At 59.5% G+C, this 14,702-nt stretch carries 16 protein-coding genes; 8 read left to right on the top strand and 8 right to left on the bottom strand.

Annotation, left to right across the window (positions count from 1 at the left end):
* Positions 1–2: 2 nt before the first annotated feature.
* Entirely contained in the window at positions 3–1,388 is a 1,386-nt protein-coding gene (locus ACYZTS_RS18540) for an iron-containing redox enzyme family protein (protein WP_461991092.1), read from the bottom strand.
* A 153-nt stretch (positions 1,389–1,541) separates the two neighbouring features.
* Complete coding sequence (locus ACYZTS_RS18535; protein ID WP_461991090.1) at positions 1,542–2,267, bottom strand: tellurite resistance TerB family protein; 726 nt, start codon at positions 2,265–2,267, stop codon at positions 1,542–1,544.
* A 241-nt stretch (positions 2,268–2,508) separates the two neighbouring features.
* On the opposite strand from ACYZTS_RS18535, the gene pcsA reads away from it, so the two are divergent.
* On the top strand, positions 2,509–3,228 hold the full coding sequence (gene pcsA, locus ACYZTS_RS18530; protein ID WP_028623478.1) for a phosphatidylcholine synthase: 720 nt from the start codon (positions 2,509–2,511) through the stop codon (positions 3,226–3,228).
* A 101-nt stretch (positions 3,229–3,329) separates the two neighbouring features.
* Here pcsA and ACYZTS_RS18525 read toward each other — a convergent pair whose 3' ends face one another.
* Positions 3,330–4,145 carry a class I SAM-dependent methyltransferase gene (locus ACYZTS_RS18525; RefSeq protein ID WP_028623477.1) on the bottom strand — a complete coding sequence of 272 codons (816 nt, stop codon included), beginning with the start codon at positions 4,143–4,145 and terminating at the stop codon, positions 3,330–3,332.
* 299 nt (positions 4,146–4,444) lie between these two features.
* Here ACYZTS_RS18525 and ACYZTS_RS18520 point away from each other — a divergent pair, with 299 nt between their 5' ends.
* Positions 4,445–4,906: a GNAT family N-acetyltransferase gene (locus ACYZTS_RS18520; RefSeq protein ID WP_461991087.1), complete on the top strand. Its 462-nt coding sequence runs from the start codon at positions 4,445–4,447 to the stop codon at positions 4,904–4,906.
* Positions 4,907–4,924: 18 nt separating this feature from the next.
* Here ACYZTS_RS18520 and ACYZTS_RS18515 read toward each other — a convergent pair whose 3' ends face one another.
* The 3 genes from ACYZTS_RS18515 to ACYZTS_RS18505 all read right to left on the bottom strand — a co-directional run bounded on the left by ACYZTS_RS18515 (position 4,925) and on the right by ACYZTS_RS18505 (position 6,791).
* A complete protein-coding gene (locus ACYZTS_RS18515) occupies positions 4,925–6,136 on the bottom strand; it encodes a cytochrome c biogenesis protein DipZ (protein WP_461991085.1) in 1,212 nt (403 codons plus the stop codon).
* Between the two features lie 91 nt (positions 6,137–6,227).
* Positions 6,228–6,479: a hypothetical protein gene (locus ACYZTS_RS18510; protein ID WP_461991083.1), complete on the bottom strand. Its 252-nt coding sequence runs from the start codon at positions 6,477–6,479 to the stop codon at positions 6,228–6,230.
* A 48-nt stretch (positions 6,480–6,527) separates the two neighbouring features.
* A complete protein-coding gene (locus ACYZTS_RS18505; RefSeq protein WP_028623473.1) occupies positions 6,528–6,791 on the bottom strand; it encodes a DUF2790 domain-containing protein in 264 nt (87 codons plus the stop codon).
* A 305-nt stretch (positions 6,792–7,096) separates the two neighbouring features.
* Here ACYZTS_RS18505 and ACYZTS_RS18500 point away from each other — a divergent pair, with 305 nt between their 5' ends.
* From ACYZTS_RS18500 to ACYZTS_RS18480, 5 genes are all read left to right on the top strand, one after another.
* Positions 7,097–7,837 (top strand): response regulator, encoded by a 741-nt coding sequence (locus ACYZTS_RS18500; protein ID WP_461991081.1) that lies wholly within the window; start codon positions 7,097–7,099, stop codon positions 7,835–7,837.
* Positions 7,834–9,147: an ATP-binding protein gene (locus ACYZTS_RS18495; protein WP_461991079.1), complete on the top strand. Its 1,314-nt coding sequence runs from the start codon at positions 7,834–7,836 to the stop codon at positions 9,145–9,147. The genes ACYZTS_RS18500 and ACYZTS_RS18495 overlap by 4 nt, the downstream gene beginning before the upstream one ends.
* A 94-nt stretch (positions 9,148–9,241) precedes the next feature.
* Positions 9,242–9,874, top strand: a complete 633-nt coding sequence (locus ACYZTS_RS18490; RefSeq protein ID WP_461991077.1) for a CDP-alcohol phosphatidyltransferase family protein — start codon at positions 9,242–9,244, stop codon at positions 9,872–9,874.
* Positions 9,861–10,460 carry a lysophospholipid acyltransferase family protein gene (locus tag ACYZTS_RS18485; RefSeq protein ID WP_028623469.1) on the top strand — a complete coding sequence of 200 codons (600 nt, stop codon included), beginning with the start codon at positions 9,861–9,863 and terminating at the stop codon, positions 10,458–10,460. The genes ACYZTS_RS18490 and ACYZTS_RS18485 overlap by 14 nt, the downstream gene beginning before the upstream one ends.
* A complete protein-coding gene (locus ACYZTS_RS18480) occupies positions 10,457–11,404 on the top strand; it encodes a phosphatidate cytidylyltransferase (protein ID WP_461991075.1) in 948 nt (315 codons plus the stop codon). Before ACYZTS_RS18485 ends, ACYZTS_RS18480 begins: the two co-directional genes overlap by 4 nt.
* A gap of 102 nt (positions 11,405–11,506) precedes the next feature.
* Here the strand turns inward: ACYZTS_RS18480 and ACYZTS_RS18475 are convergent, their stop codons facing one another.
* Together ACYZTS_RS18475 and ACYZTS_RS18470 are read right to left on the bottom strand one after the other, a co-directional pair.
* Positions 11,507–12,262, bottom strand: coding sequence for an HvfC family RiPP maturation protein (locus ACYZTS_RS18475; RefSeq protein ID WP_461991073.1), 756 nt, complete (start codon positions 12,260–12,262; stop codon positions 11,507–11,509).
* Complete coding sequence (locus ACYZTS_RS18470; RefSeq protein ID WP_461991071.1) at positions 12,255–13,079, bottom strand: HvfB family MNIO-type RiPP peptide maturase; 825 nt, start codon at positions 13,077–13,079, stop codon at positions 12,255–12,257. Before ACYZTS_RS18470 ends, ACYZTS_RS18475 begins: the two co-directional genes overlap by 8 nt.
* A gap of 307 nt (positions 13,080–13,386) precedes the next feature.
* Between ACYZTS_RS18470 and ACYZTS_RS18465 the strand changes: the two genes are divergently transcribed.
* On the top strand, positions 13,387–14,433 hold the full coding sequence (locus ACYZTS_RS18465; protein WP_461991069.1) for a class I SAM-dependent methyltransferase: 1,047 nt from the start codon (positions 13,387–13,389) through the stop codon (positions 14,431–14,433).
* Positions 14,434–14,702 lie beyond the last annotated feature (269 nt).

Here is a 14,702-nt window from a genome sequence, read left to right as displayed (position 1 = left end):
TCCTAGCGCAGACTGGATTTGAGTTCGATAAATCGTCGCGTGGCCATCAGCCCGGCAGGATGGGAGTGGCGGCGCGCCGTCAGCCAGGGAATCAACGCCTGCATCTGGTCATGGGCGGACACGCCTTCGAGTGCCGACTGCAGGCTTTGAATGTCTGGATCGTTGGCAGGCAGCGCAGGTTCTACAGCGGCGCATGTTCCCCGACGCGGCACAGAAGGCGAACGCTCGGGTTTCCAGTCACCGGCAATCCAGTCTTGCAGGAGTTGTTTTTCGTAAGGGCTGAACACGCCGAACATGGCCGCGCCGTCTCCATCGATCAACTGCCAGAAGCGGCTTTCCTGCGGGTCCTGATGCCGCTTGATCCAGCCCTTGTTTTCCATGGCCGTAAGAAAAGCGGGCAGTTGCTCTGGCGAAGACAACCACTCGTTGACGGTCTTGCCTTCGAAGCGGCAATAGTCGGAATGCATGTGCTGACCGAACGGGCGTTTGCGCTCAAGCATGTTCAGCACTTCGCCGTACAGATCGAATGACTCGATGATCGCGCGACTGCCCTGCCCCAGGTCATTGAGCCGATAACCCAGCGCAACCCTGCGCATGAAATCTTCGCGGTCGCCTTCGATGGGCAGCAATTCAAGGACCGACTGCACAGCTTTGTGCGCATGGCCGGTGCTGGCATTGTCGATGGTCACATGGAGCGTGAAGTAATACGGGTCGATGCCCAGCTCGCTGAGTTCGTAAGAACTGATCAGCAGGTGCAACGGCAGTTGCTCGTAGCCGAGGTTGTAGCCGATGACTTCCGGCAGGAAGCTGTCCGTGCATTCACCCAGAGCCAGTTGAATGGCGCCCTGCAGGTAGTGTTCGTCGGCAATCACGCCGTTGTCTTGCAAGCCGTGTTCGGCAAGCAGTTTGCGATAGATCACCACATGGTTCTGCGCGGGGTTGCCATCGCCCAGCTCTTCCAGATAGGTGCAGATCAGGCCTTCGAAACGCGGGTCGCGCCAGTGTTGCAACAGGCCATACAGCCATGCGCCATCCACCAGTTTGGTCGGTCCGACGGCTTGCAGGAAAAACAACGCGTGGGATTTGTTGCTGAAGAACTGCCGCGGCCCGCCCGCCTTGCGTTGTTGCAGGTAGTCGGCGTATTGGCGGGCGACGTCAGCGCTGTGCTGTTCAACGAAAGACTGCAAGGCCGACAGGTCCCGGGGCATGTCCTCGGGCAGCTGCGCGGCTTCGAGTATCCGTGATTCCAGAAAGCTGTGGGCCAACGCGCAGCGGTGCTCGGCGTGGTCGCTCTGCAGCAGCTGTGCATATATTTGCTTGGTCGTGCCGGCGCCAGGAATCGGGTGTTCGTGGGCGGGCCGGGATTCAAGTCGGGTCAGGGCAGTCATGGAAATATCTCTTGGTCTGAGGCCAGTGGCAGGACGCTGGATCAGTTCGTCTCTACATCAGCAGAGCGATGCTTCCCAAGAAAAATTCCATTCGGGTTGAAAATGCCCTGACAGACGGCTTTCAGAGCGATGCCGGGATTGGGGTGCAATCACTCAGGCGAGTTCACCTTTGGCCTGGTTTTCCAATTGCACCTGCAACTGCGGATCGATCTTCAGAGCAGCGGCGAGTTCGTCCAGATAATTGCGCTCGGTATCCTGCTGATCACCTACCAACATGACGCTGGCCAGGAACATTTCGGCGGCCATCGCCGGATCCGTCGCGGCGCGAGCCACATCGGCCACGTCCAGCGGCCGCGCCACCTCGGCGTCCAGCCATTGCTGCAATTGCGGGTCGTCCGTATGCCGACGGATCTCGGCGCTGATCATCTGCTGCTCGGCGTCATCGATGTGGCCGTCGGCTTTGGCCGCTGCAATCAATGCACGCAGGATGGCGTGGCTATGCTGCTCGACCTCCGGGCCGGACAACAGGTCCACGGTGCGCGGCGTCTCCTGCGGTGCTGTTGCCTGGTTGCGTTGCCAGGCTTGATAGGCTTTGAAGGCCATCATGCCCAGTGAGGCCAGTGCCGCGTAGTTGGCCCCGCCGCCCGAGCGGCTACGGCCCGTTGCCGAGCCGCCGCCCAGCACACCACCGAGCATGCCTCCCAAGCCACCCGCGCCGGTGCCTGAACGGGCACCGCCACCCAGCAGACTGCCGAGCAAGCCACCCAAACCGCCCAAGCCATCGAGCCCGCCCGGGGCCGCTGCATTGCCGGCGCCGCGTTGCGCCGAGGTGCCCTGGCCGCCGCGCAAGAGTTGTTCGAGCAGATCGCTGGTGTTCATGACGAGGCCCTCTTCGATAGTGTCAGGCAACGATAGTCTTCACAGGCGATTGCGCCACCACCGTTTGGCCGACACAAAGGCACATTTATCCGCAGGTTTTTGCCGCGACCCAGCTAAGATTCATGAGTGATGAACCTTATTCGCGAATTTTCGGTCGATACCTGCAACCCGACCGGTTTGCCGCCGCCCTCAATCATCGAGGGTGATGACCGGCTTGCTTTACTTTTTGGAGAACACCCCCGTGATATCCACCCTACACATCGCCAGGCTCAAAGCATGGGGCGCCCATGGTTTTACCGCCACAGGCGTGGTCACCGCGTTCCTCGCCACCCTTGCGTTGCTGGAAAACCAGCCGATCAATTGCCTGCTCTGGCTGGGCGTCGCCCTGATTGTCGACGGGCTCGACGGCGCACTGGCGCGCAAGGTTAATGTGCAATCGGTGCTGCCGAGCTTCGACGGTTCAATTCTCGATCTGGTTATCGATTACCTGACTTACGTGTTTATTCCGGCGCTGTTCATTTACCGCTATATACCCTTGCCGGACTATACCCTGCTGCTGACGGTGTCGCTGATTCTGGTGTCGTCGCTGTTCTGCTTCTGCAACGTCAACATGAAAAGCAAAGACAACTACTTCCAGGGCTTCCCCGCTGCCTGGAACGTGGTCGCGCTGTGCCTGTACATTATTGGCCCGTCTCCATGGATTACCCTTCTAACCGTCATCGGCCTGGCGCTGCTGACCGTGACCCGGATGAAATTCCTGCACCCGTTCCGCGTACGCAAGTTCATGCCGATCAACATCGCCGTGACTGCGATCTGGTTGCTCTGCAGCATGTCGCTGGTGATCAATCATCCGGTGATCAACCCGATGGTAATGGGGCTGTGGTTGCTGATGTCGGCCTACTTTTTGGGCATCTGCATCTGGCGTACCGCGATGGAATGGTTCGATGGTTCGCGGTCGTAGGAGCAGGCTTGCTCGCGATAGCGGTGGTTCAGGCGACATGGATGCTAAATGTCCCGCCCTCATCGCGAGCAAGCTTGTTCCTGCCAGGTCTCGGGGTGTCATCAGAGCCGTCGGTTGATAACCACCTCAAGATATTCGCTCGGGACTACCAGTGAATTCTCCCCTGCCCGGTTCAGGCTGTTCAACAATTCGGTCAAATCGCCTTCCAGTAGCGTGGCGCCTTCGGGTGGCAGCGTGGCGAAAGCTTTGTGGACCGGGCCGTACCAGTTGCGGAAGGTGTCGATGAAATGCGCGGCGGAACGGTAGCGAAAGTTGAAATGCCGACGCGTCACCTGGGCCAGAAAGTCGCTTTCGTCGAACTGCGAACGCAACCAGTCCTCCCGCCCCCAGTTCGACGGTGGTTGCGCCCCCGCCGGAGGTGGCAGGTGCTGACCCAGCGTCTTGAACATCTGCCCGACGAAACCTTCCGGCGTCCAGTTGGCCATGCCGATCCGGCCACCCGGCCGACAAACCCGCCCCAGCTCTGCCGCTGCCTTTTCCTGATCCGGCGTAAACATCACCCCGAACGTCGACAGCACCGCGTCAAAACTGGTGTCCTCAAACGGCAACGCCTCGGCATCGGCCACTTGAAAGGTGACATCAAGGTTTTCCGCCCGCGCTCTATCCTGGCCTCGCTCGAGCAGCGCGGCGACATAATCTGTAGAAGTAACGACGCAACCCCGCCGCGCCGCTGCGAGTGTCACGTTGCCGTTCCCCGCCGCGACGTCCAGCACCTCTTCGTCGCAGAGCAAGTCGCAGGCTTCGGCCAACTGCTCGCCGACAATCTGCAGAGTGGTGCCAATCACGGCGTAGTCGCCACTGGCCCAGGCGGCCATCTGCCGGTTTTTCAAAGCGGTGAGATCAATGGGGGTACTCATAAGATCTGCTCCGTAAGAATGCACGCCCCCGGCTTATTCTGCCGTGGTGGGATCAATGATTGTCGTGACGCGAGAAACACTGTTCGCAGGTAAACCCACCCCGATTCCTGTTATGGATGACAGGGTCGACAACATCACCCCTGCTCGCTGACTATCGCTCTGGAGCGCATCATTGGCACGACCGGTGGTCCGGCCGCATGACGAAACCGTGCATTCGCCGATAGGCGGCGCTGATCTGTTTCAGCGACTTAACAACCGGCGCATCGAGGTGCAGGAAAACTTCGAGAAAGGATTCACAAATGACAATTCGCTTGATGTGGCTGGCTGATCAGATGCAACACAGCGACACCTTCGCCGCATGGATTCACCAGCAGTTTCATTACGAATATGCCGAGCAATCACTTATCGACTGGCAACGGGAGTTTGCTGGTGGCCAGGCCAACGAGCAATGGACATGCCTGATCGCGCTGGACGGGGATCGACTGTTGGGAGGTGCGGCATTGGCCAAGTCGGATCTGGCGCGGCGACCTGATCTCGGACCATGGCTGGCTTGCGTGTTCGTAGCGCCGGACGCGCGTGGCCAAGGGCTGGCCGAGCGTTTGATCAAGGGCATTTGCGCGCAGGCGAGCATTAGGGAGGTAGAGCGCATTTATCTGCACACGCAGGACAAACGCGACTATTACGCCCAACGCGGGTGGACGGTGCTTGAGGTTTTTGAAGCCTGGGGGAAAGCACAATGGCTCATGGTCCGTCACCTTTGAGCCATTGTCTTTCAGCATTTATGCAGCAGGCGCCTTGGCCTCCTCCAGCAACTGCTGAATCATCTTCTCCTGCGCCTCATAGCGCCCTTCGCCGAAGTGAGTAAACCGAACCTGTCCTTTGGCGTCGATCAAGTAGTGCGCCGGCCAATACTGATTGTCGAAATTGCGCCAGATCGCGTAGTTGTTGTCGATGGCCACCGGGTAGGTGATGCCGAGTTTTTTCACCTGATCCCTGACGTTGTCGATGATCCGTTCATACCCGTATTCAGGGGTGTGAACACCGATGACCACCAGGCCGTCCTTCTGGTATTTTTTCGCCCAGTCCTTCACGTACGGCAAGGCGCGCTGGCAATTGATGCAGTCATAGGTCCAGAAATCCACTAGCACTACTTTGCCCTTGAGCGATTCAGGGGTGAGTGCCGGCGAGTTGAGCCATTGCACGGCACTGTCCAGCGATGGCATCGCGCCGTGGGCGTTATCCATCGACGTGTCAGCCTTGACCTTGCTGACCAGGTAATCGACCACCTTTGGCACGGTTTCGAGCACCTGAGTTTCGAGGCTGCTGATGCCCTCGGATGAAGTGCTTGCGAGCAGATTTTTGTCCGCGCCAGTGCTGATTACCGCAGCCGCAGCCAACACGGCCACGCCGGTACCTCGGCGCAACCAGCCGGTCACGGGAATCGAGGCTTTCAGGCGATTGACCAGGCCGCGACCGGCGAAGATCAGCGTGCCGAGGGCCAATGCGCTGCCGAGTCCGTAAGCCACCAGCAACAGGCTGGTTTGCGGGTTGGCACCTTGCAGCATGGCGCTGGTGAGGATCACGCCGAGGATCGGCCCGGCGCACGGCGCCCACAGCAAACCGGTGGCGACGCCGACCAGAATCGAGCTGAGCGGACCGGACATTTTTCGACTGTCGGGGTCGATGCGATTGCCCAGCAGCACGAACGGACGCGCCAGCCACTCACCGACCCGCGCGGAAATCAGCGACAGGGCAAACAACACCATCACGATCAACGCCACGTGACGACCGGTGTTGCTGGCCTGCACCACCCATTCGCTGCTGACCACGGCCAGGCTGGAGATCAACGCGAACGTCAGGGCCATGCCGCCGAGGGTCAGCAGGATGGATGAACGCGTGCGGTCGACGCCGGCGAACAGGAACGGCACGACCGGCAGGATGCACGGGCTGAGGACGGTCAACAAGCCGCCCAGGAATGCGATCAGTAACATGGGATTCACCGGATGCGAATGAAGTGGTGGTTTACGCGATTGTGTGGGAGCGGCGGTTCGACCTGCTCGCTCCCTCATTCAAGCCCGGCCTTCAAACCGTCTGGCTCTCCAGCCACTGCCCTTGCGGCGTACGGTCGGCGCCGTTCTCGGCGACCCGTTGGCCCTGGGTTGTACGGCTCGCGCCGTCTTCGGCGATCAGCCCGTTGCCGCCCTTCGCTACCGGCGCCAACTGAAAACACGTGTGGCTGCCACAGTGACTTTGTTCAACAGCCGCATTGGCATGGGCGGCCGCGCCGGCCAAGGCGAAAACACTGGCGGTCAAAAAGCGTGTGAGGTTTTTCATGATGTTCTTCCTGTTTCGAATGGGATTGGCAAGGCTTCAACTGGCGGCTCAGTTACCTTCGTTGCAGCTGTCGGCAAATTTGCGATAGTCCAGCACCTGGGTTTTGCCGCTGGAATCCAGGTAGGTCATCTGCGCATTCACCACCCCACAGGAAGGTGCGGCATCCTCTGTCAGCGACACGACTTGCTTGATGTCCAGATGCGTCCCGTAGGTGTAGGTAGTCGGCGTCACGTCGGCTTCGGCGCGGGCCGAGAAGGTGCAGATATTCAGTGCGGCAAACAGGCAAGTGGCGTAGATGGCTTTAGTGTTCATGGTGGTGTCCTCAAGGCTTCAATGGGTAGGTCGTTCAATTGAGCCGAGGCGGTTTGGTTTGCCTCGATGGAGCTCATTAGAAGCCCGCGAGGTATCTCGTCTGTGTCAAAAACAGGCGCGGATAAATCGGTTCGTATCAGAACCCCGTTCTGATACACAGCCATACAAAACCCCTGAAATTTTCCGTTTTTGCCTCTGCATGTATCCCTCGTCAGAGCAGATACACTGCAATACAAACCGCAGCGGGCGAACGGATGAAGGCTCTATAGACTGAGCAGCAATCCCCATTTACAGAGGCTTGGCCCATGGAACACGTTGACCACATTCTCATCGTCGACGATGACCGCGAGATCCGCGAGCTGGTAGGCAATTACCTGAAGAAGAACGGACTGCGTACCACCGTCGTCGCCGATGGACGCCAGATGCGCTCGTTTCTGGAATCCACGCCGGTGGACCTGATCGTGCTGGACATCATGATGCCCGGCGACGATGGCCTGATGCTCTGCCGTGAAATCCGCGCGGGTAAGCACAAGGCCACGCCGGTGCTGATGCTGACCGCCCGCAACGATGAAACCGATCGCATCATTGGCCTGGAAATGGGCGCCGACGATTACCTGGTCAAGCCGTTCGCCGCCCGTGAATTACTCGCACGCATTAAAGCCGTGCTGCGCCGCACGCGCATGCTGCCGCCCAACCTGGTGGTGACCGAAAGCGGCCGGCTGCTGGCGTTCGGACGGTGGCGTCTGGACACCTCCGCCCGCCATCTGCTCGATGACGACGGCACCATGGTCGCCCTCAGCGGTGCGGAATATCGACTGCTGCGGGTGTTTCTCGATCATCCGCAGCGCGTGCTCAATCGCGACCAGTTGCTCAACCTGACCCAAGGCCGCGACGCCGACCTGTTCGACCGCTCCATCGATCTGCTGGTCAGCCGCCTGCGCCAACGCCTGCTCGACGATGCCCGCGAACCGGCCTACATCAAGACCGTGCGCAGCGAAGGCTACGTGTTCTCCCTGCCGGTGGAAGTACTTGGAGCGCGAGCATGAAAATCTCCATGCGCTGGCCTCGCACCCTCGCCTCCCGGCTATCGCTGATTTTCCTGATCGGCCTGCTTCTGGCTCAGGCGCTGTCTTTCGGCGCGCAATACTACGAGCGTTACGAAAGCGCGAAGACCACCATGCTGGGCAACCTGGAAACCGACGTGTCGACGTCCGTGGCCATCCTCGACCGCTTGCCCGCCGAAGAACGCGCAGGCTGGCTGCAGCAGCTGGATCGGCGCAATTACCGCTATCTCCTGAATGAAGGATCGCCCGGCACACACATGAGCGACACGCCCATCGCGATGACCTCGATCAAGGACGCCATCGGCATGGATTACCCGATGACTGTCACCGACATTCCCGGATCGCAGAAGCACTTTCAAGTGCACCTCAAGCTGTCGGACGGCAGCCCGCTGACGATCGACGTGCGACCGGCGATGGTGCCGTTGTCGCCGTGGTTGCCGATGGTTTTGCTGGGCCAATTGGCGTTGATGATTCTCTGCACCTGGCTCGCGGTGCGGATCGCCATTCGCCCGCTTACCCGCCTGTCTCAAGCGGTTGAAAGCCTGGATCCCAACGCCCATGCCGTACTGCTGGACGAAAAAGGCCCCACCGAAGTCGCGCATGCCGCCAGGGCGTTCAATGCCATGCAGGCGCGAATTGCCGCTTATCTGAAGGAGCGCATGCAGCTGCTCGCGGCGATTTCCCACGACCTGCAAACGCCGATCACGCGGATGAAACTGCGTGCCGAGTTCATGGATGATTCCAGCGAAAAAGACAAACTGTGCAACGACCTCGGCGAGATGGAACATCTGGTGCGCGAAGGCGTGGCGTATGCCCGCAGCATCCATGGTTCGACCGAGGAAAGCCGGCGCACCGATCTGGATTCGTTTCTCGACAGCCTGGTGTTCGACTATCAGGACGTGGGCAAGGATGTGCAGCTCGATGGCAAGAGCGGCGCGGTGATCGACACCCGTCCGCATGCCCTGCGGCGAGTTCTGGTGAACCTGACCGACAATGCGCTGAAATTCGCCGGTGCAGCCGAGTTGCAGGTGGCATCGAAACACGATGGCAGTCTGTCGGTGAAAGTCCTGGACCGTGGCCCGGGGATCGCCGAAGCGCAACTGGCGCACGTCATGGAGCCGTTTTACCGCGTCGAAAACTCGCGCAACCGCAGCACCGGCGGCACTGGCCTTGGGTTGGCCATTGCGCAGCAACTGGCGCTGGCGATCGGTGGATCGCTGGCATTGAGCAATCGCGAAGGCGGTGGATTGTGCGCAGAGTTGACATTGCCAGCGCAGAACGCGCCGCACTAAACAGCCGCAAGGACGGGGGAAAGCCTTTATATTGTCGGACGCTGCGGGCGCGTCACGGCCGGCTGCAATTTTCATTTATAGGGACATTGGCTGAATGGATGACAACAGAAGACCCATCAAAACGCGTTCTGCGGGTTGGGCGAAAGGCTTTACCGGGTATCTGGTGAAAAAGGACATCTCCCCCAATCAGATTTCCGTGTTCAGCATCGTATTCGCCGCGGCGGGCGCCGTGGCGCTGAACATCGACACCGGGATCGCCGGATCAATCCTGTGTGCTCTGGGCATACAACTTCGCCTGCTGTGCAACCTCTTCGACGGGATGGTCGCCATTGAAGGCGGCAAGAAATCCGCCATCGGCAGCCTCTACAACGAATTCCCGGACCGCATCGCCGACAGCGTGTTGATTGTCGGGCTTGGCTACGCCATCGGCCAGCCCGACCTCGGCTGGTTTGCGGCGCTGGGGGCAGCATTGACAGCGTATGTTCGGGTGTTTGGCGGTTCGATCGGGCTGAGCCAGAGCTTCATCGGACCGATGGCCAAGCAACACCGGATGGCCCTCATGACAGTGGCGCTGGTGCTTAATGCGATCGAAGTGTCGATCTACGGGAGCCATTACGCGCTACTTGTCGCGCTGGCGGTGATCGCCATCGGCTCAGCCGCAACGTGCGTGACGCGCACACTCGCGATTTCCCGGCAGCTTAAAGGAGCCGTCCATGTGGATCAGTAATGCGTTGATCTCTGTGCTGCGTTTCGTCATTGGCGTCACGGCACGTTGGGAAAGCCCGCCGGACCTGTCGCGCCAGCGCATTTATTTCGCCAACCACACCAGCCACATGGACACGCTCGCGATCATCGCCGCCCTGCCCCCCGAGGCCAGGAAAGATGTGAAGCCGGTGGCAGCCGCCGATTATTGGGGAAAGAATCGCTTCCTGTCTTACATCTCGCAGAAAGGCTTGAACGCCGTTCTGATCGAGCGCAATCCAGCCCCCGGCACCAACGTGCTGGAGCCTATTTTCGATGTGGTCCGCGCCGGTCACTCGATCATCATTTTTCCGGAAGGCACGCGTTCCAGCCAGGCATTGCCGGGGGAGTTCAAGTCAGGGATCTACCGCTTGAGCGAAACGTTCCCCGATGTCGACCTGGTGCCGATCTATCTGGAAAACCTGCATCGCTCCATGCCCAAGGGCAAGCACGTGCCTCTGCCGATCATCTGCACCATCCGTATCGGCAACCCGATAGAAAGGATTGCCGGGGAAGACAAACAGCAGTTTCTGGAGCGGGCGCGTGACGCCATTGTGAGGCTGTCGAAATGAGTCTTGAAGCAAAGTTCATGTGGTTCTTTTTTGCCATTGCCTGCCTGTTGGCGGTTGCCTCGATCACCGGCCGGGTATTGGCGGGACGTGCGAAATCCGAGGCATCGACCGCCACCATCGAAAACCTCAACCAGCGCGTGAACGCCTGGTGGGGGATGGTGATCATTTTCTTCGTGTCGTATCAGTTGGGCGGCAATGCGACGGTGGTGCTGTTTGCTTTCATCTCGTTGTTCGCGCTTAGGGAATTCATCACCCTCACGCCGACCACACGCGGTGACCATAACGCCCTGTTTTCCGCGTTTTTCATCCTGATCCCGCTGCAATATGTCTTGATCGGCACGCACTGGTATTCGATGTTCACCCTGCTGATTCCGGTCTATGCATTCCTGCTGCTGCCGGCGATTGCGGTGCTCAGCCAGGACACCGAAGGGTTTCTGGAACGCACGGCGAAAATCCAGTGGGGGGTGATGATTTGCATCTATTGCATCAGCCACGCGCCAGCCTTGTTGTTGCTGGACCTGCAAGGCTTCACTGGCCAGAACGCATTGCTGCTGTTTTACCTGGTCTTCGTCGTGCAATTGAGTGACGTGTTGCAGTACGTTTTCGGCAAGCTTTTCGGCAAACACAAGGTTGCGCCGCTGGTGAGTCCGTCAAAAACTGTCGAAGGGCTGGTAGGTGGCGGTTTGTCGGCAACGTTGATCGGCGGCTGCATGTTCTGGATGACACCTTTCAGTTTCTGGCAATCGCTGTTGATGTCGTTTGTGATTGTGGTGATGGGCTTCCTCGGTGGCCTGGTGATGTCGGCAATCAAGCGCAGCCTGAGCGCGAAGGACTGGGGCACCATGATCAAGGGTCACGGTGGCATGCTCGATCGAATGGATTCGATCTGCTTTGCGGCGCCGATTTTCTTTCACCTGACGCGGTATTTCTTTTCGGCCGTGTAAGCGCCGGAGCCGGCTTGCTGGCGATAACGGACATTCAGTCATCCTTTGTGGCTGAATAAATGGCCTTTGTCGCTTGCAAGCCACCGGTCATAGGGATAGCGGTCAAGCGACGCTGAGTACCCCTTCCGTGTGCATCTGCCGCAACAACTGCGCGCCGTTTTCGATGAAATCCGGCGAACCGGTGGCACCCGCCTCCCGCGCCAAGCCCTCCAGTTGTTCGCCGCCGTTCAGCTCAGGCAATTCTGCTATCCGCTGCAATAAACGCCATGCCAGCGGGTTCAATTCGGAAAACTTCACACGCCAGTCCGCCGCTCGTCGAACCAATAACAAGGTCGGCTGAGCAGGCGCTGTTGGCGGCTGGAAGTCTGGACCAACCAAGTGCACCGGCCAGGCGTAGGCCAACGGCCATGCCAGCGGTGAAATCAGCAAGGATTGCTGCAGCAGACGCTCTGCAGACCCAGACGGCAAGGGCTCAGCGTCGGACTGTTGCAGGACCATCTCGACCCATTCGTAATGTGCCAGTTCGACCATGAACCGCGGCCAGGTACCTTCCTTCAACGCATCCGGTTCAGCAGCGAGAAACTCGACAAACTCGTGCGCAATCTCACCGAATTTTGGCGTTTGGGCGCGATGATCCCGCAGGAAGATTCGCATCAGTGAACGCCATTGGTCATCGCCAATAATTTTGATCAGGACGGGAAAGGTGCCGCTGAGCAGCGTCGAAAGATTCCGCAATACCAGATCGCGATAGACCTCGACCCGTGCCAATGGCATTTCGGCCGGTGGCGCGTTGTGCTCGGGATCGCGCAGATAGAGACCCAGCGTGGTCTGTTGTTCCTGCAGCGTGCGCTTAGCCACGGTTCACCTCCTGATCTTGCAAGCGGCGGATGGTGCGCAGCTCAAGAACCAATTCGGAAAACGCCGGGAAATTGAAATCCCGCTCCAGCAGGGTGGGTTGCGCTCCGAAACGGCCATACGCCTCGGCCAGTAACGCCCAGACCACCGGTTTAACCGATGCGCCGTGGGTGTCGATTTTCAACGTGTCGGACTCATCAAAATGGCCGGCGACATGCATCGCCACCACCCGGCCCGGGTCGATGCCCGCAAGAAAGGCCTGAGGATCCAAGCTGTGATTGATCGAATTGACGTACACATTATTGACGTCCAGCAACAGGTCGCAGTCGGCTTCGCGCAGTACCGCGTTGGTGAATGTGAGTTCGTCCATGTCTTGCTGCGGCGCGGCGTAATACGACACGTTTTCCACCGCCAGGCGCCGCCCGAGAATGTCCTGGGACTGGCGGATTCGCGCGGCGACGTGATGGACTGCTTCTTCGGTAAACGGCAATGGCAACAGGTCGTAGAGGTGACCGCCATCGCTGCAGTAACTCAAGTGTTCGCTGTACAGCGGCACGTTGTAGCGATCGAGAAAGCCACGCACTTCACCGAGGAATTTGACGTCGAGCGGCGCCGACCCGCCAAGCGACAAAGACAATCCGTGACAGGACAAAGGATAGCGTTCGGCCAAGGTCCGTAATGCGTGACCATGGGCACCGCCGATGCCGATCCAGTTCTCCGGCGCGACTTCGAGAAAGTCAAAATCGCCTGCCCGTGCGGCTTGCAGGTCTTTGATCAAACCGCGGCGCAGGCCGAGCCCGACGGTTGATTTCGTTGGCATGACGGGGGTCTGCATGGTGTCGATCTCAAATTGTCTGAACGGAAGTCCAGTTGAGCAAAGCGGTGTATCGGCGTTGTGTTCCGGCCCTGCGCAAATACGCTGGAAGTGTATCGCCGAGGGGTCTGTACACAGTGTGATACTCGCTGCACTTTCGTCGCCTCGACCGACACAGCACGGCCCGCGAACTAAAATTAATCCACGCAGGATGCGCCGAGCGTTTCCTGCTCATTCCCACGACCACAGCCCAGAGGTGCAAGCCTCGACCAAAACGCCTCTGGACCGTGATCCTGCAACAGGAGCACAGGTGATGGACGAGGCCAGACTTAATGATTTCATGGGCAAACTGGTGAACGACATGGGCGGCGCCGCGATGCTCGCCAACGTCATTCTCGGCGATGAGCTTGGCTTGTACCGGGCCATGGCCGACAGCCAGCCAATGACCCCGCAAGCACTCGCCGATAAAACCGGCTGCAACGCCCGCCTGGTGCGCGAATGGCTCAGCGCCCACGCCGCTTCCGGCTACATGGAACACCGCGACGGCCAGTTTCGTCTTCCGGAAGAACAGGCGCTAGCCTTGGCGATCGAAGACTCGCCGGTCTACATCGCCGGTGGCGTAAGCGTGGTTGCTTCATTTTTTCATGACAAGGACAAGCTGATCAAAGCCATGCGCGGCAACGGCGCCTTGCCCTGGGGCGATCATCACCCGTGCATGTTCAATGGCACGGAACGCTTCTTCCGTCCCGGCTACAAAGCGTTCCTGGTCGCCGAATGGTTGCCGGCGCTGGAAGGCGTGGTCGCCAAACTGGAAGCCGGCGCGAAGGTCGCGGACATCGGCTGCGGGCATGGCGCATCGACCGTGATCATGGCCCAGGCCTTCGCCAATTCGCGCTTCCTCGGCTTCGACTACCACGCGCCTTCGATCACGGTTGCCAGCCAGCGCGCCGAAGCCGGTGGCGTGGGGGAGCGGGCGCAGTTCTTTCAAGGCACGGCAAAGGACTATCCCGGCAACGACTACGACCTGGTCTGCTACTTCGACTGTCTGCATGACATGGGTGACCCGGTGGGCGCGGCGAAACATGCCTATCAGACGCTGAAGCCAGATGGCACGGTGCTGCTGGTGGAGCCGTTCGCCAACGATTCACTGGACGACAACGTCACCCCGGTGGGCCGGCTGTTCTACGCCGCCTCGACGTTTATCTGCACGCCGAACTCGTTGTCTCAGGAAGTAGGATTGGGACTCGGAGCCCAGGCCGGTGAAGCGCGATTGCGCAAGGTGTTCACCGAAGCGGGCTTCAAAATATTCCGCCGGGCGACCGAAACGCCATTCAATCTGATTCTGGAGGCGCGAAAGTAGAGCCCCGCGATCGCCAGCAAGCCGGCTCCTACGGATTGGGGCCTTACCGAAAATCGGCGACCACCTGCGATCTGTAGGAGCTGGCTTGCCAGCGATGGCGGCCTCACATTCACCATCGCAATCGCTAACGCGATCGCCAGCAAGCCGGCTCCTACGGATTTGGGCCTTATCGAAAATCGGCAACCACCTGCCATCTGTAGGAGCTGGATTGCCAGCGATGGCGGCATCACATTCACCATCGCAATCGCTAACGCGATCGCCAGCAAGCC

The organism is Pseudomonas sp. TMB3-21, assembly GCF_054898145.1.
The sequence above is the reverse complement of the archived record's forward strand: the minus strand, read 5'-3'. Positions and strand labels throughout refer to the sequence as shown.